The 23,038-nt window shown below is 63.0% G+C and carries 15 protein-coding genes and 1 tRNA gene; 8 read left to right on the top strand and 8 right to left on the bottom strand.

Going from position 1 to position 23,038, the window contains the following annotated elements:
- Nucleotides 1-194 precede the first annotated feature (194 nt).
- From HWE01_RS14540 to HWE01_RS14520, 5 genes are all read right to left on the bottom strand, one after another.
- Nucleotides 195-1,658 (bottom strand): glutamate synthase subunit beta, encoded by a 1,464-nt coding sequence (locus HWE01_RS14540; RefSeq protein ID WP_241822180.1) that lies wholly within the window; start codon nucleotides 1,656-1,658, stop codon nucleotides 195-197.
- A gap of 110 nt (nucleotides 1,659-1,768) precedes the next feature.
- Nucleotides 1,769-6,445 (bottom strand): glutamate synthase-related protein, encoded by a 4,677-nt coding sequence (locus HWE01_RS14535; RefSeq protein WP_241822179.1) that lies wholly within the window; start codon nucleotides 6,443-6,445, stop codon nucleotides 1,769-1,771.
- Between the two features lie 185 nt (nucleotides 6,446-6,630).
- On the bottom strand, nucleotides 6,631-7,362 hold the full coding sequence (locus HWE01_RS14530) for an REP-associated tyrosine transposase (RefSeq protein ID WP_034351001.1): 732 nt from the start codon (nucleotides 7,360-7,362) through the stop codon (nucleotides 6,631-6,633).
- A 171-nt stretch (nucleotides 7,363-7,533) separates the two neighbouring features.
- Nucleotides 7,534-8,511, bottom strand: coding sequence for a TerC family protein (locus tag HWE01_RS14525; protein WP_299535003.1), 978 nt, complete (start codon nucleotides 8,509-8,511; stop codon nucleotides 7,534-7,536).
- A 67-nt stretch (nucleotides 8,512-8,578) separates the two neighbouring features.
- Entirely contained in the window at nucleotides 8,579-8,872 is a 294-nt protein-coding gene (locus HWE01_RS14520; protein WP_241822178.1) for a TFIIB-type zinc ribbon-containing protein, read from the bottom strand.
- A gap of 176 nt (nucleotides 8,873-9,048) precedes the next feature.
- On the opposite strand from HWE01_RS14520, the gene nhaR reads away from it, so the two are divergent.
- Nucleotides 9,049-9,993: a transcriptional activator NhaR gene (nhaR, locus tag HWE01_RS14515; RefSeq protein WP_241822177.1), complete on the top strand. Its 945-nt coding sequence runs from the start codon at nucleotides 9,049-9,051 to the stop codon at nucleotides 9,991-9,993.
- 368 nt (nucleotides 9,994-10,361) lie between these two features.
- Here the strand turns inward: nhaR and HWE01_RS14510 are convergent, their stop codons facing one another.
- Nucleotides 10,362-11,231 carry a LysR substrate-binding domain-containing protein gene (locus tag HWE01_RS14510; RefSeq protein WP_241822176.1) on the bottom strand — a complete coding sequence of 290 codons (870 nt, stop codon included), beginning with the start codon at nucleotides 11,229-11,231 and terminating at the stop codon, nucleotides 10,362-10,364.
- 132 nt (nucleotides 11,232-11,363) lie between these two features.
- Between HWE01_RS14510 and HWE01_RS14505 the strand changes: the two genes are divergently transcribed.
- Nucleotides 11,364-12,587: a YbfB/YjiJ family MFS transporter gene (locus HWE01_RS14505; RefSeq protein ID WP_241822175.1), complete on the top strand. Its 1,224-nt coding sequence runs from the start codon at nucleotides 11,364-11,366 to the stop codon at nucleotides 12,585-12,587.
- Nucleotides 12,588-12,677: 90 nt separating this feature from the next.
- Here the strand turns inward: HWE01_RS14505 and HWE01_RS14500 are convergent, their stop codons facing one another.
- The gene (locus HWE01_RS14500; RefSeq protein WP_034351263.1) at nucleotides 12,678-14,180 is read right to left on the bottom strand and encodes an AMP nucleosidase; all 1,503 of its coding nucleotides are present in this window, start codon (nucleotides 14,178-14,180) and stop codon (nucleotides 12,678-12,680) included.
- A gap of 173 nt (nucleotides 14,181-14,353) precedes the next feature.
- Here HWE01_RS14500 and HWE01_RS14495 point away from each other — a divergent pair, with 173 nt between their 5' ends.
- The 4 genes from HWE01_RS14495 (at nucleotide 14,354) to HWE01_RS14480 (ending at nucleotide 17,790) form a co-directional block, all read left to right on the top strand.
- Nucleotides 14,354-14,689, top strand: a complete 336-nt coding sequence (locus HWE01_RS14495; RefSeq protein ID WP_241822174.1) for a hypothetical protein — start codon at nucleotides 14,354-14,356, stop codon at nucleotides 14,687-14,689.
- Between the two features lie 67 nt (nucleotides 14,690-14,756).
- Nucleotides 14,757-15,824, top strand: a complete 1,068-nt coding sequence (locus HWE01_RS14490) for a type II asparaginase (RefSeq protein WP_241822173.1) — start codon at nucleotides 14,757-14,759, stop codon at nucleotides 15,822-15,824.
- A 178-nt stretch (nucleotides 15,825-16,002) separates the two neighbouring features.
- Nucleotides 16,003-17,631 (top strand): OpgD/OpgG family glucan biosynthesis protein, encoded by a 1,629-nt coding sequence (locus HWE01_RS14485; protein WP_241822172.1) that lies wholly within the window; start codon nucleotides 16,003-16,005, stop codon nucleotides 17,629-17,631.
- A gap of 82 nt (nucleotides 17,632-17,713) precedes the next feature.
- Nucleotides 17,714-17,790: transfer RNA gene (locus HWE01_RS14480), tRNA-Arg, on the top strand.
- Between the two features lie 92 nt (nucleotides 17,791-17,882).
- On the opposite strand, the gene HWE01_RS14475 is transcribed toward HWE01_RS14480, so the two are convergent.
- Nucleotides 17,883-20,990, bottom strand: coding sequence for a multidrug efflux RND transporter permease subunit (locus HWE01_RS14475; RefSeq protein WP_241822171.1), 3,108 nt, complete (start codon nucleotides 20,988-20,990; stop codon nucleotides 17,883-17,885).
- Nucleotides 20,991-21,159: 169 nt separating this feature from the next.
- On the opposite strand from HWE01_RS14475, the gene HWE01_RS14470 reads away from it, so the two are divergent.
- Both HWE01_RS14470 and HWE01_RS14465 read left to right on the top strand, forming a co-directional pair.
- Nucleotides 21,160-21,900, top strand: a complete 741-nt coding sequence (locus tag HWE01_RS14470; protein WP_050978128.1) for a response regulator — start codon at nucleotides 21,160-21,162, stop codon at nucleotides 21,898-21,900.
- A gap of 23 nt (nucleotides 21,901-21,923) precedes the next feature.
- The gene (locus HWE01_RS14465; RefSeq protein WP_241822170.1) at nucleotides 21,924-23,012 is read left to right on the top strand and encodes an ATP-binding protein; all 1,089 of its coding nucleotides are present in this window, start codon (nucleotides 21,924-21,926) and stop codon (nucleotides 23,010-23,012) included.
- Nucleotides 23,013-23,038: the final 26 nt, after the last annotated feature.

The raw sequence follows: 23,038 nt of genomic DNA, 5'->3' as shown, positions 1-23,038 counted from the left end.
TGGGCCATTTTACACGCGCCGCCGCACCGCATGGGACGCTGGCCGGGGGACGAAAAAAAACCCGGACCGACTTGCGTCGTTCCGGGTCCAGAGTCACACAAACTTTCTGCACTACTTTTTAAACCATATAAATCATATAAAACATATAAATCATATGAAACATCCGGCGCACATCGCCGGGGCAGCCAAGTGCATCAGCGCGGCAGCAGCGAAGAACCCATCAGGAACTCATCGACTGCACGTGCGCACTGGCGACCTTCGCGGATCGCCCACACCACCAGCGACTGGCCACGACGCATGTCACCGGCCGCAAAGACCTTGTCCACCGAAGTCTTGTAGCAGCCTTCGCCATCGGTAGTGGCCTTGGCATTGCCGCGCGCATCCTTCTCGACGCCGAAGGCATCCAGTACCTGCTGCACCGGCGAGACGAAGCCCATGGCCAGCAGCACCAGGTCAGCCTTGATCTCGAATTCCGAATCGGGCACTTCGACCATCTTGCCGTCCTTGAACTCGACGCGCGCAGCGATGAGCTTCTCGACCTTGCCGCCCTTGCCTTCCAGTCGCTTGGTGGTCACTGCGAAGTCACGTGCGCAACCCTCCTCGTGGGAGGAAGAGGTGCGCAGCTTGATCGGCCAGTATGGCCAGACCAGCGGCTTGTTTTCGGACTCCGGCGGTTGCGGCATCAGTTCGAACTGGGTCACCGAAGCCGCACCATGACGGTTGGAGGTACCGACGCAGTCGGAGCCGGTGTCGCCACCGCCGATGACGACCACGTTCTTGCCGGTGGCCATGATCTGGTTCTTGAGCTTGTCGCCGGCATTGACCTTGTTCTGCAGCGGCAGGAAATCCATGGCGAAATGCACGCCCTTCAGCTCGCGGCCCGGCACCGGCAGGTCACGCGGGGACTCTGCACCACCGGCGATGACGACGGCATCGAATTCCTTCTTCAGTTCTTCGGGAGTGACGGTTTCCTTGGACCAGTTGTTGACGGTCTCGGGGAATTCCTTGCCGACGAAAACGCCGGTGCGGAAGCTCACGCCTTCGGCCTTCATCTGTTCCACGCGCAGGTCGATGTGCGACTTTTCCATCTTGAAGTCGGGGATGCCATAACGCAGCAGGCCGCCGACGCGGTCATTCTTCTCGAACACGGTCACGTCGTGACCGGCGCGCGCCAGCTGCTGGGCAGCGGCCAGGCCGGCAGGACCGGAGCCGACCACGGCGACCTTCTTGCCGGTCTTGACCGCAGCAGGTTGCGGCACGACCCAGCCGTTTTCCCAGCCCTTGTCGATGATGAAGTGCTCGATCGACTTGATGCCCACGGCGTCATTGTTGATGCCCAGGGTGCAGGCAGCTTCGCAGGGTGCCGGGCAGATGCGACCGGTGAACTCGGGGAAGTTGTTGGTCTGGTGCAGGGTGTCCAGGGCTTCCTTGTAGTTGCCGCGATAGACCAGATCATTCCAGTCGGGAATGATGTTGTTGACCGGGCAGCCGTTGTTGCAGAAGGGGATGCCGCAGTCCATGCAGCGCGCGCCCTGAATCTTGGCGTCGGCGTCGCTGAGGTGCAGGACGAATTCCTTGTAATGCTTGGTACGCGCGGCAGGTGCCTCGCTGGCCTCTTTCAGGCGCTGGTACTCCATGAAACCGGTTGCTTTTCCCATTTTCCTCTCACATTCTCGCTAAGGATGCGGCGGGCTGCGCTCTCACTCTGGCTGGCGCCACGCCCGCCGGCGTGCTTGATTGATTAGTCCGATCGATGCCTGGCTGAAAATCAGGCGGCGACCTTTTCCTTCTTCGTTTCGGCAGCGGCGGCCAGTTCGGCCAGCGCACGCTTGTACTCGGTCGGGAACACCTTGACGAACTTGGCGCGCGACGCCGCCCAGTTATCCAGCAGGTAGCGCGCACGCGTGCTGCCGGTGTACTTGAAGTGGCGTTCAATCAAGCCGCGCAGGATGGCTTCGTCGGTCTGGCGTTCGCCACCACGCAGCAGGCTGTGCCAGATGTTGCGGCCCAGGGTCTGCTCCTGTTCGGTGTCGGACAAGACCTTCTCCAGGCTGACCATCGAGGTATTGCACTTGCCGGCGAAATCACCTTCCGGGTCATACACGTAGGCGATACCACCCGACATACCGGCAGCGAAGTTGCGGCCGGTATTGCCCAGCACCACCACGGTGCCACCGGTCATGTATTCGCAACCGTGGTCGCCCGTGCCTTCCACCACCGCAGTGGCGCCGGAGTTGCGCACGGCGAAACGCTCGCCGGCCACGCCGTTGATGAAGGCTTCGCCGCTGATGGCACCGTACAGGACGGTATTGCCGGAGATCATGTTGTCCACGGCACGGCCACGGAACTCGGTGTTGGGGCGCACGATGATGCGGCCGCCCGACAAGCCCTTGCCGACGTAGTCGTTGCCTTCGCCGACCAGGTCCAGGGTCACGCCCTTGGCCAGGAAGGCGCCAGCGGACTGGCCTGCGGTGCCTTGCAGCTGGATGTGGATGGTGTCGTCCGGCAGGCCTTCGTCGCCGTAACGCTTGGCCACTTCACCCGAGAGCATGGCGCCGACGGTGCGGTTGAGGTTCTTGATCGGGGAGATGAAGGAGACCTTCTCGCCCTTCTCCAGCGCGATCTTCGCTTGTGCGATCAGCTTGTGGTCCAGCGCCTTGTCCAGGCCGTGGTCTTGCACGTCGGTGTGGTACACCGGCAGCTTCGACTCGGGCTGATGGAAGATGCGGCTGAAGTCCAAGCCCTTGGCCTTCCAGTGCGCGATTGCCTTGGAACGGTCCAGCAGGTCGGCACGGCCGATCAGGTCATCGAACTTGCGGATGCCCAGTTGCGCCATGATCTGGCGTGCTTCTTCGGCGATGAAGAAGAAGAAGTTGACCACGTGTTCCGGCTTGCCGGAGAACTTGGCGCGCAGCACCGGATCTTGCGTGGCCACGCCCACCGGGCAGGTGTTCAGGTGGCACTTGCGCATCATGATGCAGCCTTCGACCACCAGCGGTGCGGTGGCGAAACCGAATTCGTCCGCGCCCAGCATGGCGCCGATGACGACGTCGCGGCCGGTCTTCATCTGGCCGTCAGCCTGCACGCGGATACGGTTGCGCAGGCCATTCAGGACCAGGGTCTGCTGGGTTTCAGCCAGGCCCAGTTCCCACGGGGAACCGGCGTGCTTGATCGAGGACAGCGGCGAAGCACCGGTACCGCCATCGTGACCGGCGATGACCACGTGATCCGACTTGGCCTTGGCCACGCCGGCAGCGACGGTACCGACACCCACTTCGGAGACCAGCTTGACCGAGATGGATGCGCGCGGGTTGACGTTCTTCAGGTCGTGGATCAGCTGGGCCAGATCCTCGATGGAGTAGATGTCATGGTGCGGCGGCGGCGAGATCAGACCCACGCCCGGCACCGACACGCGCAGCTTGGCGATGTATTCCGAGACCTTGTGGCCGGGCAGCTGGCCGCCTTCACCGGGCTTGGCGCCCTGGGCCATCTTGATCTGGATCTGGTCGGCCGAGATCAGGTATTCGGCGGAGACGCCGAAACGGCCCGACGCCACCTGCTTGATGCGCGAACGCAGCGAGTCGCCTTCCAGCAGGGGAATGTCGACTTCGATGTGTTCCTTGCCGATTTCCGACGCCAGGGTCGCACCTTGCTTGATGGGGATGCCCTTCAACTCGTTGCGATAACGGTTGACGTCTTCACCACCTTCGCCGGTGTTGGACTTGCCACCGATACGGTTCATGGCGATGGCCAGCGTGGCGTGGGCTTCGGTCGAGATCGAGCCCAGCGACATGGCACCGGTGGCAAAACGCTTGACGATTTCCTTGGCCGGTTCCACTTCATCGATCGAGATCGCCTTGGACGGGTCGATCTTGAACTCGAACAGGCCGCGCAGCGTCATGTGGCGCTTGGACTGGTCGTTGATGATCTGGGCGTATTCCTTGTAGGTGTTGTAGCTGTTCGAACGGGTCGAGTGCTGCAGTTTGGCGATCGCGTCCGGCGTCCACATGTGCTCTTCGCCACGGATACGGAAGGCGTATTCGCCACCGGCATCCAGTGCGTTGGCCAGCACCGGGTCGGCGCTGAAGGCAGCGGTATGCAGGCGCAGCGCTTCTTCGGCCACTTCGAACACGCCGATGCCTTCGACGTTGGAGGCGGTACCCTTGAAGTACTTGTCCACCAGGGCCTTGGACAGGCCGATGGCTTCGAAGATCTGCGCGCCGCAGTAGGACATGTAGGTCGAGATGCCCATCTTGGACATGACCTTCAGCAAGCCCTTGCCGACTGCCTTCTGGAAGTTGTAGATGGCCTTCTCGGGCGAGAGGTCGCCCGGCAGACCCTTGGCCAGATCGGCCAGCGTATCCATCGCCAGGTACGGGTGGATCGCTTCGGCGCCATAGCCTGCCAGCAGGGCGAAGTGGTGCGTTTCGCGGGCCGAGCCGGTTTCCACCACCAGGCCGGTGGAGGTGCGCAGGCCCTTGCTGACCAGGTGCTGGTGGATGGCCGAAGTGGCCAGCAGTGCCGGGATCGGCAACTGGTCGGCATCGACCTTGCGGTCCGAGATGATCAGGATGTTGTGGCCCGACTTGACCGCATCGACGGCCTTGGCGCACAGCGAGGCCAGGCGGGCTTCGATGCCTTCCTTGCCCCAGGCGACGGGGTAGCAGATGTTCAGTTCGTAGGACTTGAACTTGCCGCCGCTGTGCGCGCTGATGTTGCGCAGCTTGGCGATGTCGTCATAGTCCAGCACCGGCTGCGACACTTCCAGGCGCATCGGCGGGTTGATGTTGTTGGTGTCCAGCAGGTTGGGCTTGGGACCGATGAAGGACACCAGCGACATGACCAGCGCTTCGCGGATCGGATCGATGGGCGGGTTGGTCACTTGCGCGAACAGCTGGCGGAAGTAGTTGTAGAGCGGCTTGTTCTTGTTGGACATGACCGCCAGCGGCGAGTCATTGCCCATGGAGCCGATGGCTTCCTCGCCACCGCTGGCCATGGGGGCCATCAGGAACTTGACGTCTTCCTGGGTGTAGCCGAAGACCTGCTGCAGGTCCAGCAGCTTCAACGGCGAAGAAGGCTGACGCGGCTCTTCCTTCAACTCGTCCAGCTTGACGCGCACCGAGTTGATCCACTGCTTGTAGGGCTTGGCGTTGGCGTAGGTGTCCTTCAGTTCCTTGTCGTCGATGATGCGGCCGGCGTCCAGGTCGATCAGGAACATCTTGCCCGGCTGCAGGCGCCACTTCTGGATGATCTTGGATTCGGGAATCGGCAGCACGCCGGATTCGGAAGCCATCACCACCAGGTCGTCATCGGTGACGATGTAGCGTGCCGGACGCAGGCCGTTGCGGTCCAGCGTGCCGCCGATGTGGCGGCCGTCGGTGAAGGCCAGCGCAGCGGGGCCGTCCCACGGCTCCATCATGGCGGCGTGGTATTCGTAGAAGGCGCGGCGGTTGTCGTCCATCGAAGTGTGATTTTCCCAGGCTTCGGGGACCATCATCATCATCGCCTGCGGCAGCGGATAGCCGGCCATGACCAGCAGTTCCAACGCGTTGTCGAAGCTGGCGGTATCGGACTGGCCTTCATAGATCAGCGGGAACAGCTTTTTCAGGTCCGAACCCAGCACGGCCGACTGCATCACGCCTTCGCGGGCGCGCATCCAGTTGAAGTTGCCCTTGACGGTGTTGATTTCACCGTTGTGGGCGATCAGGCGGTACGGGTGGGCCAGCGGCCATTCCGGGAAGGTGTTGGTGGAGAAGCGCTGGTGCACCAGGGCCAGGGCCGAGACGCAGCGCTCGTCCTGCAGGTCCTTGTAGTACACGCCGACCTGGTCGGCCAGCAGCAGGCCCTTGTAGACCACGGTGCGTGCCGACATCGAGGGCACGAAGAATTCCTTGCCGTGCAAGAGGTTCAGCGCCTGGATGGCGTGGCCGGAGGACTTGCGGATCACATAGAGCTTGCGTTCCAGCGCATCGGTGACCATCACGTCCGGACCACGACCGATGAAGATCTGGCGGATCACCGGTTCTTTTTCACGCACGGTGGGCGACATCGGCATGTCGCGGTCCACCGGCACGTCGCGCCAGCCCAGCACGATCTGGCCTTCGGCCAGCACCGCGCGTTCGATTTCCTGTTCACAGGCAATGCGGGAAGCGTTTTCCTTGGGCAGGAAGATCATGCCCACGCCGTATTCACCGGGCGGCGGCAGGTCCACGCCCTGCCTGGCCATCTCTTCACGGTAATACTGGTCGGGGATCTGGATCAGGATACCGGCACCGTCACCCATCAACGGGTCGGCACCGACAGCACCCCGGTGGTCCAGGTTCTTCAGAATGAGCAAACCCTGGTCAACGATGGAATGGGTTTTCTTGCCCTTGATGTGGGCGATGAAACCGACGCCACAGGCGTCATGTTCATTTGCTGGGTCGTAAAGGCCTTGCGCGTGCATAACGGAACTCCACCACATTGACAGTAAGGATTTGAAGAATAGTGCACTGCACCCAATAGTTCAATGAAAATAATTAGGGTCTGAGTGCAATTTAAATCCACAATATTTTCAGGATTTTTAAATTGGGGACATAGTAAAGGAAAGCGAATTCAAGTCATTGATTTAAAAGACTTATTTTTTAAAATTCACGATTCTTGCTGTGCGGATACTTCATCTGTCTCACCCGCAATACGAACAGTGGCGGGACGTCCCCGCTTGGCCGGGCTGACGCGCCGGTGTGTCTGGCGCTCCAGGGACTGCTTGAAATCCTCCGATCCCAGCGCCCAACCCTTGAGCGTGGCATCGGTGATGCGCTCCACTTCGGCGCGCGCCAGTCCCTCTTCGGTGAGCTGGCGATAGGCGATCTCGCGATCGAAGGGGGTATTGCCAATCGACCAATACTGAGGATGATCGGTGATCAACCCATCCTGCCTGGCGCCGATATGGTGCATGTAGCTGGACCACGGATACTCCCCGGGACTGGCCACCAGGCCCTTGCGCACGGGGTTGAGCTCGATGTAGCGGCAGACCGCCAGCAGGTAGAGCTCGGCATCGATGACGGTGGCGCGGTAACGCCCCTGCCACAGCGTGCCGCTGCGTCCATGCTTCTGGTTGAAATACGGGACGTAGTGGCGCCCTATCCATTGCATCATCCGTGCCAGCCCCTGGTCATCGGAGGGCGTCGCCAGCAGGTGCAGGTGGTCGGGCATGAGCACATAGGCGTGCACCGCCACCTTGAATTGCCTGGCGGCCTCCTTGAGCCAGCCCAGGAAGGCCACATGGTCATCCGCATCGCGGAAGACCACCAGGCCATCATGGCCGCGCTGGATGATGTGATGGGGTTGGTGCGGAACGACGAGTCGGGGAAGGCGGGCCATGGCAGACGCTGCAAACCGGTGAATGGAGCAGACATTCTAATTCACTCCGTCCCCAATAAACGCATGATGCTCAATTGGCATCGATGGAAGAATGCTTCATGCGCGCATAAAAAAACCGGCCAGATTGCTCCAGCCGGTCAAGCCCCACGTTGAATTTCTTGCAAGACGCAATCAGTTCGCGATCTTTTCCTTGCCCTTGTCCTTGCTCAGGACCAGGCTGGCGATGATGGAAACCACCAGGATGGCACCGACGATGGACAGCGACACCAGCACCGGCACGTGGAACCAGTAGGAGGCCAGCATCTTGCCGCCGACGAACAACAGCACCAGGGCCAGGCCGTACTTGAGCAGGTGGAAGCGCTCTGCCGAATCGGCCAGCAGGAAGTACAGCGCCCGCAAGCCCATGATGGCGAACATGTTCGAGGTGAAGACGATGAACGGATCCTTGGTGATGGCGAAGATGGCCGGGATACTGTCGACAGCAAAGATCACATCGGAAATCTCGATCAGCAGCAGCACCAGCATCAGCGGGGTGAAATAGCGCACGCCATTGATGCGGGTGGTGAACTTCTCGCCGTCATAATCGTTGCTGATCTTCATGTGGCCGCGCAGCCAGCGCAGCAAGGGGTTGTCGCCCAGGTCGGCTTCCTTGTCGGCAAAGATGAGCATCTTCACGCCGGTAAAGACCAGGAAGGCACCGAACACATACAGGATCCAGCTGAACTGCGCGATCATCCAGGCACCCAGCAGGATCATCACGGCGCGCATGACGATGGCACCGATCACACCGTAGAGCAGCACGCGACGCTGCATTTCAGGCGGCACGGCGAAATAGCTGAAGATCATCAGGAACACGAAGATGTTGTCCACCGACAGCGCCTTCTCGATCAGGTAGCCGGAGAGGAACTCGGCGCCCTTCTGGTTGGCAAACTCGCGGCCCACGTTGGCATCGAGATACCACCACATCAGGCCGGCGAAGATGAAGGCCAGCGACACCCATACCACCGACCAGCCCAGCGCCTCCCTGGGGGAAACCCGGTGGGCATTGCGCCCGCCCAGGGCGAACATGTCCACCGCCAGCATCCCCAGCACGAAGACGATGAAACCTATCCACATGGGCAGGCTTGCGAAACTTTCTACACCGTTCACGTCAGACCTCTCTCTTCTTGTTCACCGCCCGATAGCGGCTTCGGTTATCGGTTTCGGGAAAAAATCTTCAATCAAAGTCGAAGATTTCGCCCAGGAAGCCCTTTTTCTTGCGCTTGTATTCATATCCATGCCCGCCGTGCCCGAAGCGGGCATCGTGGGCGGGCGGCGGCGTGTGCATCGGCGCCCGCGCAGCCGACTGGGCAAGCGCTGCGCCGGCCTGGCTGGCAGCGGAACGCTCGATCAGCTTGTCCAGCTCGCCGCGGTCCAGCCACACGCCCCGGCATTGCGGGCAGTAATCGATCTCGATGCCCTGACGTTCCGAAATCAGCAGGTTGTGAGATGTACAGACGGGACATTTCATCAGGCTTCTCCTTCTTCCAGTGTTGGCAACGATGCCCGGCACGGCGACAACTCCCAACCGCACCTGACAAGGCGCTACTTTAGGCCAAACCGGAATGAATGAAAATTCGAATATTTTGAGATAATCCTTCGGGAAAACCGAAGTATCGACAACACCCCGGAACCAGGACGCATCCCATGGCCAGCCTCAACTACAAGCATCTCCACTACTTCTGGACCGTCGCCAAGACCGGCGGTGTAGCGCGCGCCAGCGAGCGCCTGCACCTGACGGCGCAGACCATCAGCGGCCAGATCAGCCTGTTCGAGCAATCGCTGGGCTACAAGCTCTTCAAGCGGGTCGGACGGCGGCTGGAACTCAATGACGAAGGCCGCATGGTGTTCGATTACGCCGAACGCATCTTCAGCCTGGGCGAGGAGCTGGAAGAAGCGCTGCGCCTGCGCCCCGGTGGACGCACCCTGCAATTGCGCGTGGGCGTGGCCGATGCGGTCCCCAAGGCGATCGCCTACCTGCTGCTGGAAAGTGCGCTGGCGATGCAGGATCCGATCCGCATCATCTGCCGCGAAGGCAAGCTCGACGTCCTGCTGGCCGACCTGGCCATCCACAAGCTGGACATCATCATCGCCGACAGTCCCATGCCGCCCAATGTGGACGTGCGCGGCTACCATCACCTGCTGGGCGAATGCGATACCAGCTTCTTCGCCACACCCGAGCTGGCGCGGCGCTACCGCAAGGGCTTTCCGCGCAGCCTGGAGGGTGCGCCCTTCCTGATGCCGGGCGAAGATGCAGCGGTACGGCCACGCCTGCTGCGCTGGTTCGAAAAGGAAGGCATACGCCCCCAGATCACGGGTGAATTTGACGATGGCGCCCTGCTGCTGGCCTTCGGCGACGCCGGTGCGGGCATCTTCGCCGCCCCCACGGCCATCGCCGGGCAGATCCGCAAGCAGTACGGACTGCTGGAAATCGGCAAGACCGAGGCCATCCGCGAACAGTTCTATGCGATCTCGGTCGAGCGCAGGCTGAGCCATCCCGCCGTGCTGGCGATCCAGTCGGCCGCACGCGGCAACCTGATCGTGGGCAGCACCCCGCCTCGCCCCACCGGCAGGCACAAGAACGATCCATGATGTCGCCCGGTATCGCGGACGATACGACGACGGACAGAGAGCAAAATATATGCACCATGGTGCATATCAAAACCCTCCCGCTTGCCGAGCTAAAGTTCAGGCTGGCGATGTCGTAAATGACGAGAAATGCAGTGTTCGGAATGGGAGAAAAAGCGCCGGGACAAAAGAAAAACCCCACGTCCCTTGCGAGCCGTGGGGTAAATCCCATTCTCGGGGGGGAGAATGGAGGGGGAACTTCAATATAGGGAAATAGCCCAGCCGTCGCAGCCGTTTTTACAAATCGTTACACCCTCTTCATATGCTGCATCAGCGAACATATTTGGTGCTAGGAACTACATGTTAGATCAATGCGGCATGAATCCAATATATCAAACACTTGCCGCAAGTAAAGCCCGCAAGGCCAGAAAGGCGGCAGAGCCGCGTTCCCGCCGACTGACCAGGTAAGTGGTGACGCGACCATCGCGGCCCAGCGAATGCGTGGCAAAACCGTGCGGCTCCATCTGCATGGCGATCACCGAGCGCGGCACCACGGCCACCCCGGCGCCTGCCGCCACGCAGGCCAGAATGGCGTGATAGGACGCCAGTTCCAGCGTGCGCACCGGTGCCAGATCACGGCTGCGGCCATGGCTGGCGAACCAGGTTTCGGCATGGCGGCGGTAGGCGCAGCCTTGCTCGAAGACGATGAGGGTATCGAGCATCACATCCTCTGGCGAGCGCACCCGCCGATGGCTGCGCGGCGTCACCAGCAGCAGTTCTTCCTTGTAGAGCGGGGTGGCCGAGAAGGCCGGATCATCGATGGGCCCGGCCACCAGCGCGGCATCGAGCTTGCAGGCGCGCACCCCGGCGATGAGCACATCGGTCGGACCGGTGGAGAGCTCCAGCCGCACCTCCGGCCAGCGCTGGTGAAACTCGGCTAGGGGTGCCGGCAGGCGGCTGGCCGCCGTGCTTTCCATGGAACCGATGCGCAGGCGTCCGCGCGGATTCTGGGGCGCTACCACCTCGCGCGCCTCCTGCACCAGGCCCAGGATGCGTTCGGCGTAGTCCAGCAATGCTTCCCCGGCCGCCGTGAGCACCAGGCGGCGGCGGTCCCGCACGAACAGCGGCACCCCGACGGACTCTTCCAGCTGCTTGATGCGCGTGGTGACATTGGATTGCACGCGATTGAGCCGCTCGGCGGCACGGGTCACGCCGCCCTCGGCGACGACGGTGCGAAAGATTTCCAGTTCGGCCAGTTCCATGGGATGCTCCGGGCGAGGTTCTCGATGGATGTTCTTGAATCAAGATGAAGTCATCCCGATTATTCATTTTTTGGAATGACCGAAAGACGATAGCATAGACCCCTGTTCACCTCCATGTCTTTGCACCTGCCCATGACCCAGCCCGCCGCCACCCGCCCCGCCACCTCCCTCCATGCGCTGGCCTGGAAAGTCTGCCTGTCCGGCATGGTGGCGCTATCGGTGGCGATGGGCATCGGCCGCTTCGCCTTCACGCCCCTGCTGCCGATGATGCTGCATGAGGGCAGTCTTTCGCTGCAGATGGGCGGCTGGCTGGCCACGGCCAACTATCTGGGCTACTTCGCCGGTGCCATGCTGTGTGCCTTCCATCGCAGCAAGCGCGGCGTGGCCATGCTGCGTGCCGGTCTGGTGGTGACCATCCTGCTCACGCTGGGCATGGGTGTACTGCATCAGGACTGGGCCTGGCTGTGGATGCGTTTTCTCTCGGGCGTGGCCAGCGCCTATGTGTTCGTCTACACCGCCGGCTGGTGCCTGCAACAGCTCACGCAACTGGGCCGCCCCGAACTGGGCGGCGTGATCTTCTGCGGCCCCGGCCTGGGCATTGCACTGACCGGCCTGCTCTCGGGCCCGATGATCGCTGCCGGCTGGCTGGCCGCCGGTGGCTGGATCGCCTTCGGCGTAATCGCGCTGGGTCTCACGGCACTGGTGTGGAAGTCCTTCAGCTTCGATGCCGGGCATGGACTCAATGTGCATCCCCATGACGGCCCTGCGGCCCATGCGTCGGCGCCCGAATCGCCCAGCCAGAAGCGTGAAGTGCTGATCCAGGTGATTGCCTACGGCATCGCCGGATTCGGCTACATCATCACCGCGACCTTCCTGCCGGTGATCGCGCGCCACGCGCTGCCGGGCTCGGTGTGGCCGGATTACTTCTGGCCCATCTTCGGGCTGTCGGTCGCCGCCGGGGCCTTCAGCGCCACCCGGCTATCGGTGCAGGGTGACCAGCGCCTGCTGCTGACCGGAGCCTACCTGATGCAGGCCGCAGGGGTACTGGTCTCCATCCTCTTCCCCAGCGCACCCGGCTTTGCGCTGAGCTGCCTGCTGCTGGGCCTGCCCTTCACGGCCATCACGCTGTTTGGCATGCGCGAGGCACGCCGCCTGCGCCGCGAGCAGGCCAGCAGCCTGATGGCCCTGATGACCGCCGCCTATGGCATCGGCCAGATCGCAGGTCCGCCACTGGCTACGGCTCTGGTACACGGCAGCGGCTCCTTCACGCCCTCGCTGTGCGTGGCGGCGCTGACCCTGCTGATCGGCGCCGGACTCTACTATCGCCTGACGATCACGCATCGGCTGCCGCGCTGATCTTCCTGTACCGCCAGGCAAAAACGCCCGCGACATCTTCTGTCGCGGGCGTTGTCGCTGGTAACGCAAGCGCTGGCGACGGCGTGGCGATCAGCGGAACGCCGGCTCCGCAAAACTGCGCAGCTTGCGGCTATGCAGCTGTTCGATGCCGTTGTTGCGCAAGAGCTCCAGTGCCCGTATGCCGATCTGCAAGTGCTGCGCCACCCGCTGCTCGTAGAAGGTATTGGCCATGCCGGGCAACTTGATTTCGCCATGCAGCGGCTTGTCGGAGACGCACAGCAGCGTGCCATAGGGCACCCGGAAGCGGAAGCCGTTGGCCGCCACCGTGGCGCTTTCCATGTCCAGCGCGATGGCGCGGCTCTGCGAGAAGCGCAGCAGCGGCATGCGATGGTCGCGCAGCTCCCAGTTGCGGTCATCGACCGAAGCCACCGTCCCGGTGCGCATGATGCGCTTCAACTCATAGCCATCCAGCCGCGTGATGCTGGCCACCGCATCCTGCAAGGCCAGCTGCACTTCGGCCAGGGCGGGGATGGGCACCCACAGCGGCAGGTCATCATCGAGCACGTGATCATCGCGCACATAAGCATGGGCCAGCACGTAATCGCCCATGCGCTGCGAAGCCGACAGCCCGGCGCAGTGACCCAGCATCAGCCAGCCATGCGGACGCAGCACCGCCACGTGGTCGGTAACCGTCTTGGCATTGGACGGACCCACGCCGATGTTGACCAGGGTGATGCCGCTGCCATCGGCGCGCTGCAGGTGATAGGCCGGCATCTGCGGCTGCCGTGCCGGTGCCACCCCGGAAACTGGCCTGGTCACTGTACCGGTCTGGTTGGCACTCCAGGTGGTGACATTACCGGGCTCGACGAAGGCAGTGTACTGGCGGCGATAGGCCAGCTCGTCCGGATCGTCGGTCGGCTCCATCAGGCGTCGGCCCAGGCGCACGAATTCATCGACATAGAAGGCATAGTTGGTGAAGAGCACGTAGCGCTGGAACTGATCCGGCGAGGTCGCCGTATAGTGGCGCAGGCGATGCAGCGAGTAATCGATGCGCGGACCGGTGAACAGCGCCAGCGGATGCGGTCCTTCGCGCCAGGCGCCGTTGTCCACTTCATAGGTGCCATTGGCGATGCGGTCATCCATGGTTGCCAGATCGGGCAGATCGAACCAGTCGGGCAGCGTGCGCAGATGTTCCGGATCGAGACTGCCCTCCACGTGGATCCCCTCGGGGAAGGCAAAGTGCACCGGGATCGGCAGCTCGCTTACGCCCACTTCCAGCGGTACGTCATGGTTCTGCAGCACCAGCTTGAACTGCGCGAGCAGGTACTGATGAAACAGCTGGGGGCGCGTGAGCGTGGTCTCGTAGCAGCCGGGGCCGGCCACGAAACCGAAGGACTGGCGGGTATCGGTGTGGGTGGATTTCTCGGTGGTGATGCGCACGAAGGGATAACAGGCACGGACCCGCTGCGGCATTGCCTGGCCACTGGAAAACTGGCGGAAGGCATCGCGCAGGATGGCCGTGTTGTGCTCGTAGATTGCCAGCACGCGCGCATAGGCGGCTTCGGGGTTGGTGAATTTTTCTGTGGCAAACATCATGATTCTCCATCATTGCCGCGCGCCGCAACGGTCTGAAAGCCAATGCGCGGCAGCGGCGCGGCCGGTTGGGCCGGTCATTCATCGAAATGGGTTCTGCTTGTGCGCAGCACCATCTTACCTGAGAGCGCAGGATTCCATGCGGCCTTCCCATCCCGGGATCAGGCAGGACAATGTCGCGCTTGTCCGGCTTTGCCGCTCGCGGATTCGGTGATATCGTCCAGCTTCTTCCGCGCGATTTACTTATTTTTTCCTCTGCACTGGCCGCCCTTCGCGCCTGCTTCCCGCGCCGCCCCGGCAGGGGTGTCAGCGCGCCGTCAGTTGCGAGTCGATTTTCTTCTTTCGCTTGCTGTCAAGTCATAAAAACGCACCAAATGTGCGTAAAACACTGCCGCAAAGCCGCTAGCCATGCGGCTTTCTCATCCGATAAAAAAACCTTTGATTGCCACGCGAGCTGGTGCTATCGTGTCGGCGCTTTTGCGGGGATGACATCGCGCGGCAAGACGTGAGACATCTTTGCAGGGCATCCCATAAAACTAATAAAAAAATAATTCAACTACTCGTTCAGAGGCACACATGTTCATCAAAAAAATCTTCCAGCAAATGCTGGTCCTGCTCTGCCTGGCCGCAGCCGCTGCCGCGCAAGCACAACAACTCCCCAACGTCGTCATCCTGGCCACCGGCGGCACCATCGCCGGCACTGGCGCCACCAGCACCACTACCGTCGGCTACACCGCGGCCAAGGTCGGCGTGGATGCGCTCATCGCCGCCGTTCCCGAACTGAAGAAGGTCGCCAATGTGCGCGGCGAGCAGGTCATGCAGATCGCCAGCGAGAACATGAACAACGACGCCTGGCTCAAGCTGGCCAAGCGCGTCAACACCCTGCTGGCGCAGAGTGACGTGGACGGCATCGTCATCACCCACGGCACCGACACCATCGAAGAGACCGCCTACTTCCTGGACCTGGTGGTCAAGAGCCGCAAGCCGGTGGTGATCGTGGGCGCGATGCGTCCCTCCACCGCCATCAGCGCCGACGGCCCGATCAACCTGTACAACGCCGTGCTGCTGGCCGGCTCCAAGGAAGCCGTCGGCAAGGGCGTGCTGGTGACCCTGAACGACCAGATCAACGCTGGCCGTGAAGTGACCAAGACCAACACCTCCACCATGGACACCTTCAAGACGCCGGAACTGGGCTTCCTGGGCTACATCCAGGGCAGCAAGCCTTACTTCTATCGCCAGTCCACCCGCAAGAACACGGTCGACACGCCCTTCGACATCATGAACCTGGACAAGCTGCCGCAAGTGGACATCGTCTACGGCTACGCCAACATGAATCCGATCGCGCTCAACGCCTTCGTGGCCGCTGGCGCACAGGGCATCATCCACGCCGGCGTGGGTGACGGCAGCCTGAACAACACCGTGGTGCCGTCGCTGACCGAAGCCCGCAAGAAGGGCGTGGTGATCGTACGTTCCAGCCGCGTCGGCCAGGGCATCGTGGCGCGCAACGGCGAAGCCGACGACGACAAGCTGGACTTCGTGGTCTCCGACACGCTCAACCCGCAGAAGGCGCGCATCCTGCTGATGCTGGCCCTGACCAAGACCACCGACACCAAGGAAATCCAGAAGATGTTCTGGGAATACTGATCGGCGCGGACGGGCAGATCCTGCCCGCCGCAATGCGTATCCCTGTATCCCTGTATTCCTGTATCCCTTCAAGCCCGCTGCACCTGCAGCGGGCTTTTTCATGGGCGGAACCAAGCCGGTTCGCACCGACTCTGTAGAGTTCGCCCCACCCCGCGAGCGCCTCACAGGAGAACACCGCATGCCCAGCCGCCGTCATTTCCTCGCCGCCGCCAGTGCCGCCTCGGCGCTGGCCGCCCTCGGCCTCTCACCGCGCGCGCTGGCGGCGCAGGGCTTGCGCCTGGGTCGCGCGCAGCCGTTTTCCTTCGACACGCTCATCGCCCGCGCACGCGACATGGCCCGCACCCCCTATCAAGCCCCGCCCGCCGCACCGGCTGCGGTGCTGGACCGCATTGACTACGAGGCGCATGGCCAGATCCGTTTCAAGACCGCAGATGCGCTCTTCGCCCAGGGGCCCGGCGCGTTTCCGGTGACCTTCTTCCATCTCGGCAAGTTCTTCCGTGTACCGGTACGGATGTTCATCCTTGCTGGTCAGGGCGATGGCACTGTACCGGTCCAGTCCCGTGAAGTGTCTTACCGCGATGACTACTTCGACATGCCCGCCGACAGCCCCGCCCACCAGTTGCCGCCCGACAGCGGCTTTGCCGGTTTCCGTTTCCAGGAGAGTCGCCTGGCCGACCAGCAGCTCAAGGACTGGCGCAGCAATGACTGGGTGGCCTTCCTCGGCGCCTCTTATTTCCGTGCCATCGGGGATCTGTACCAGTACGGTCTGTCGGCGCGCGGCATCGCCATCGATGTGGCCCAGGCTGACCGGCCCGAGCAATTTCCCGACTTCACGCAATTCTTCTTTGAGCCCGGCACCGCCGGCAGTGATACGGTGGTGGTGTACGCCCTGCTCGATGGCCCCAGCATCACCGGCGCCTATCGCTTCGCCATGCAGCGCAAGCAGGGCGGCGGCGTGAACATGGACATCGACAAGTCCCTGTTCCTGCGCCGTGACGTGGCGCGACTGGGCCTGGCACCGGCCACCTCGATGTACTGGTTTTCGGAGACCGTGAAGGGTACCGGCGCGGACTGGCGGCCGGAGGTGCATGACTCGGACGGACTGGCGATCTGGAATGGCGCGGGCGAACACCTGTGGCGACCGCTCAACAATCCGCCGCGCACGGTGTCATCGGCCTTCAGCGACCGGCACCTGCGCGGCTTCGGCCTGCTGCAGCGGGACCGCGACTTTGATCATTACCTCGACGGCGTGCACTACGAACGCCGCCCCAGCCTGTGGGTGGAACCCCTGGGCGACTGGGGCGAGGGCGAAGTCCAGTTGATCGAGCTGCGCACCGATGACGAAATCCACGACAACATCGTCGCCATGTGGGTGCCCAAGGCGCCAGCGCGGGCGGGGGACGCGTATCGCCTGCGCTATCGTCTCTACTGGCAGCACGACGAACCCTTCCCGACCCCGCTGGCGCGCTGCGTGGCCACGCGCCTGGGACGCGGCGGCCAGCCGGGCCAACCGCGCCCGCCGCAGGTACGCAAGTTCATGGTCGAGTTCAAGGGCCCGCCGCTGGCTGCCCTGCCCTTTGGCGTGAAGCCGGAAGCGGTCATCACGGCCTCGCGCGGCAGCATTTCCTATGTCTATACCGAAGCCCTGCCCAATGGCGTGCCCGGCCACTGGCGCGCGCAATTCGATCTTGCGGCCAGCGGCGAGGAGCCGGTCGAACTGCGCCTGTTCCTGCGCCATCAGGGCCAGGCGCTGAGTGAAACCTGGTTGTTCCAATACCATCCGTTTGCCGCACGGGAAGTCTATTGAAGTGCGGCGGAAAAGATTTTTTGCAGGGCGAGGAAAAAATGTTTGTACTTTTTTGAAAAGCTCCTTATAATCTCGTTCTTTCGCGGCTGTAGCTCAGCTGGATAGAGTACTTGGCTACGAACCAAGGGGTCGTGGGTTCGATTCCTGCCAGCCGCACCATATGTAGTAAAAAAAGGGTCCATCGCAAGATGGGCCCTTTTTTGTTTTCTGCTGTCGGAAACGGAGCGAGCAACGCAGACCGGCTCCGCAGCTCATCCACGAAACACGCAGCCGCTACGGCGGCGCCCAGCCCCCACCACCAGCACGAACAGCAAGGGCACGAACAGCACCGCCAGCAGCGTGGCGCTGATCATGCCGCCGAAGACGCCCGTGCCGATGGCACGCTGCGTCTCGGCGCTGGCGCCGGAGGCCAGCATCAGCGGTACCACGCCCAGGGCAAAGGCCAGCGAGGTCATGAGGATGGGACGCAGCCGCAGCACCGCAGCCTTGACCGCCGCCTCCACCAGGCCGGCGCCTTCGACATGCAGCTGGCGCGCGAACTCGACGATCAGGATGGCATTCTTCGCCGAGAGCCCGATGACGGTAATCATGCCGACCTTGAAGAAGACGTCATCGGGCATCTCCCGCAACATCACGGCCGCCACCGCGCCGACCAGGCCCAGCGGCACCGCCAGCATCACCGACAGGGGAATGCGCCAGCTCTCATACAAGGCCGCCAGCACCAGAAACACCACCAGCATCGACAAGGCCATGAGCATCGGCGCCTGCGCCGCCGACAGGCGTTCCTGCAGCGACTGCCCGGTCCATGCCACGGCAAAGCCGGGCGGCAACTGGCGGGCCAGATGCTCCATTTCGGCCATGGCATCACCACTGGCCACGCCCGCTGCGGCACTGCCGGAAATGCGCACCGCCGGGAAGCCCTGGTAGCGCTGCAATTGCGTAGGCACCACCTGCCAGGACGCCTGCACCAGCTCGGACAGCGGCACCATGCCGCCGCTCTGGTTGCGCACATGCAGCTTCATCACGTCCTCGATCTGCATACGGGAACGGGCCTGGGCCTGGATGATGACCTGCTGCATGCGACCGTCATTGGGGAAATCATTTACATAAAGAGAACCCACCGCCGCCGAGAGCGTGTCGCTGATGCTGGCGAACGACACCCCGAGTGCGGCCGCCTTCTGGCGATCCACCTCAAGATGCAGGCTGGCGCCCGAAGGCAGGCCATCCGAATAGACGCCTGTGAGCTTGTCGCTGTTTGCAGCCAGCGCCAGCAGTTGCGCCTCGGCCGCCTTGAGCGCGGCATATCCCTGATTGGCACGATCCTGCAGACGCATGGCAAAGCCGGAAGAATTGCCCAGTTCCTCGATGGCCGGTGGCAGCAGGCTCATCACCATGCCGTCCACGCCCTGCTCCATGGCCGCCTGCGCATGCTGGGCCTCGATCGCTGCGGTGGAACCCTTGCGCGCCTTCCAGTCCTTCAGTTCGGTGAAGGCCATCGCCGCATTGGGACCGGAACCGGAGAAACCGAAACCCAGCACTGACAGGTTGGCACCGATATCCTGGCGCGTTTTCAGATAGCGTTCGAACTGATCCACTGCGCGCGCGGTGCGCTCGGTGGTGGCATCGGCCGGCAGTTGGAAGCTGGTCATGAAATAGCCCTGATCTTCCTCCGGCAGGAAAGCCGAGGGCAGCGCCCGCAAACCCAGCACCAGCAACAGCGACAGCGCCCCATAGAGCAGCATCATGCGCAGCCCGCGCGCGATCACGCGGCCCAGCAGCGATTCATAGCGGCGCGTCAGGCGTGCAAAGGCACGGTTGAAGGCTCCGAAGAAGCCGCGCTTGTCGTGATGGCCGGGGGCGACCGGTTTCAACAGCGTGGCGCAAAGGGCCGGTGTCAGGCTCAGCGCCAGGAAAGCCGAGAACAGGATCGATACCGCCATGGCCAGCGAGAACTGCCGGTAGATCACGCCCACCGATCCCCCGGCCAGCGCCATGGGAATGAAGACGGCGGTCAGCACCAGCGTGATGCCGATGATGGCACCGGTGATCTCCCCCATCGCCTTGATGGTGGCCTCGCGCGGACCCAGGCCCTCCTCGACCATGATGCGCTCGACGTTTTCCACCACCACGATGGCGTCATCGACGATGATGCCGATGGCCAGCACCATGCCGAACATGGTCAGCACGTTGACCGAGTAGCCGGCCACCAGCATCACGGCCAGCGTGCCCAATAGCGCGATGGGCGCGACGATGGCCGGGATGACGGTATAGCGCACGTTCTGCAGGAACAGGTACATCACCAGGAACACCAGCACCATGGCCTCGATCAGGGTCTGCACCACTTTCTGGATCGAGATCTTGACGAAGGGGGCCGTGTTGTAAGGCAACGAGAACTGCATGCCCTGCGGCAGGCTGGGGCGCAGTTCTTCCATGCGTGCCTGGATCGCCGCGGCCGTTCGTACCGCGTTGGCACCGGGCGAGAGCTGTACGGCGGCCACGCCCGCAGGCTTGCCGTCTTCACGGTTGGCGAAGGCATAGGATTGCGCCCCAAGTTCGACCCGGGCCACATCCCCCAGCAGTACGCGCGAACCATCGGGCTTGGCCTTGAGCACGATGGCAGCGAACTGGTCCGGTGACTGCAACTGTCCTTGTACTGTCAGGGGAACGGCGATCTGCTGGCCCGGTACAGTTGGCGTATCGCCCAGGCGTCCGGGAGCGATCTGTGCGTTCTGCTGGCTGATCGCTGTACTGATATCTGTTACGGACAGTCCGTAGGCATTGAGCTTGAAGGGATCGATCCAGATGCGCATGGCCTGCTCGGCACCGAACAGTTGCACACGCCCCACGCCATCCACGCGGCGCAGTTCTTCGACGATGTTGCGGGCCAGATAATCGTTGAGACGAATTTCATCATAGCGGCCATCCGTCGAGGTCAGGCTGACCATGAGCAGAAAGCCCGAGGCCGCCGACTCCACGCTCACGCCGTTCTGCCGCACCGCCTGTGGCAGGCGGGCTTCGATGGCCTTGAGCTTGTTCTGTACGTCGACCTGGGCCAGTTCCGGATCGGTACCGGGCTTGAAGGTCACGGTGATCTGGGCACTGCCCGAGGTGTCGGCCGAGGATTCGAAATACAGCAGGTTCTTCACGCCCGAGAGCTCGCGCTCGATCAGGCTGATGACGCCATCGTTCATGGTCTGCGGCGTGGCGCCCGGATAGGTGGCATTGATTGTCACGCTGGGCGGGGCCACGGAGGGATAGCGGGCAATGGGCAACTGGCTCATGGCGATGACGCCGAAGAGCACGATGAACAGCGCGACCACCCAGGCAAAGACGGGGCGGTCGATAAAGAAGCGAGGCATGCAGGAACTCCATCGGGGGAAACACGCGAAGGACAGCACCTGTCGGTCACCCCTGGCATTTTTGCCGCGCGGGCTGCCCGACAGTACAATCGCGAGCGAAGGCGGAGTCTGGGCCATGCGCGTGAGGTTTGCGCGGTACAACGATGGAGTTTTGATGGAGAAGGCAAGAATGGCGGCAATCCAACCGAAAGCCAGCGAGGCCGCACCGGCCACGGGCGCGCTGATCCTCATCGCCGAGGACGCACCCGAGATCGCCGACATCCTCGCCGCCTACCTGGCCCGCAGCGGCATGCGCAGCGTGCATGCCGCCGATGGCACGCGGGCGCTGGAACTGCATCTTTCGCTCAAGCCGGACCTGGTGCTGCTGGATATCCAGATGCCGCAGGTCAACGGCTGGCAGGTGCTGGCGCAGATCCGGCAGCGCGACAACACGCCGGTCATCCTGCTCACCGCGCTCGACCAGGACGTGGACAAGCTCACCGGCCTGCGCATCGGCGCCGATGATTACGTGGTCAAGCCCTTCAATCCGGCCGAGGTGGTGGCGCGCGTGGAAGCGGTGCTGCGACGCAGCCTGCCGCGCGAGGAAAGGGAAGACCGGCGCATCCTGCGGGTGCCGCCGTTCGTGATCGACTTCGAACAGCACGAGGTGGTGGCCGAGATCGATGGTGTGCGCCACACGCTGGTGCTGACGCTGACCGAATTCAAGCTGCTGGCGCAACTGGCGCGCGCCCCGCGCCGCGTGTTCAGCCGCGCTGAACTGCTGGCCACCTGCCTGCCCGAGGGCGATACCCTGGAACGCACCGTGGACAGCCATGTCAGCAAGTTGCGCAAGAAACTGGAAGACCTGAACATTGGCGGCATTCCGGTGAGCATTCGCGGGGTCGGCTACCGCTTCCAGCAGGGCAGTTGAGTGACATCGCAACGAGGCCAGCCATGAAACCCGGCATCGATCTCCTGACGCTCTGGCGCGGCAAGGGCCTGGCGCGCCAGATCATCAGCTCCATCGCCATCCTGGCGCTGAGCATCATGCTCATGGTGCTGCTGGGCTCCTACGCCTTCTATTCGACTCTGTTCATCTTCCTGCCCACGGCGGCTTCGGCGCCGGATAGCTGGCTGCCCTCGCCGGTCGAATGGGGCTGGATCGTGGTGACCACGCTCATCGGCGTGGCCATCGCAGTGTGGGTAGCGATGCGCCTGTCGCGTCGTATCCTCACGCCCCTGAACTCGGTGGCCACCAGTCTGCGCCGGGTGGCGCAGGGCGACCTGGCCGCGCGCGCGGCGGCGGACCGGCAACCGCTGGATGAAGCCTCGCAACTCATCAGCGACTTCAATGCCATGGCCGAACGCCTGGAGCGGGTACAGCAGGAACGCATCTTCTGGAACGCCGCCATCGCGCACGAGCTGCGCACCCCGGTGACGATTCTGCGCGGTCGTCTGCAGGGCCTGGCCGATGGCGTGTTCCAGCCCGATCCGGCACTCTTTGCCAGCCTGCTGGTGCAGGTGGAAGGACTGGGCCGGCTCATCGAGGACCTGCGCATCGTCGGTCTGGCCGAGAGCGGTCACCTGCGCATCCAGTTGCAGCAGACCGATCTGCGCCAGGAAATCATGACGGTACTCAAGGCCTGCGAGTCGGCACTGCAAGAAAAGGGCTTCACCCTCACCCTCGACCTCCGTGCGCACGCCTCGCTCTGCGACCCGGTGCGCATTCGCCAGGCGCTGCTGGCGTTGCTGGAAAACGCCCTGCAACATGCCACCCCTGGCCCCCTGCGCATCACCACCTCGGATCTGGATGGCCAGCACTGCCTGCAGGTGGAAGACAGCGGGCCGGGGCTGGCAGCCGCCGATGCCCAGCGCATCTTCGATGCCTTCCAGCGCGGGCCGCGCGAGGAACAGGTCGCCGCCAAAGGCAGCGGGCTGGGACTGGCGGTGGTCCGCGCCATTGCCAGCGCACATGGCGGCACGGCCGATTGCCAGGCCTCCTCCCTGGGCGGTGCCTGCTTCCGGTTGCGCTGGCCGAGATGAAACGAGCGGTCGCGGAAAATCGCCAG

Source organism: Herbaspirillum sp. C7C8, assembly GCF_022627875.1.
In the GTDB taxonomy this organism is placed as follows: domain Bacteria; phylum Pseudomonadota; class Gammaproteobacteria; order Burkholderiales; family Burkholderiaceae_D; genus Herbaspirillum.
This window is presented reverse-complemented; position numbering and strand designations above follow the sequence as displayed.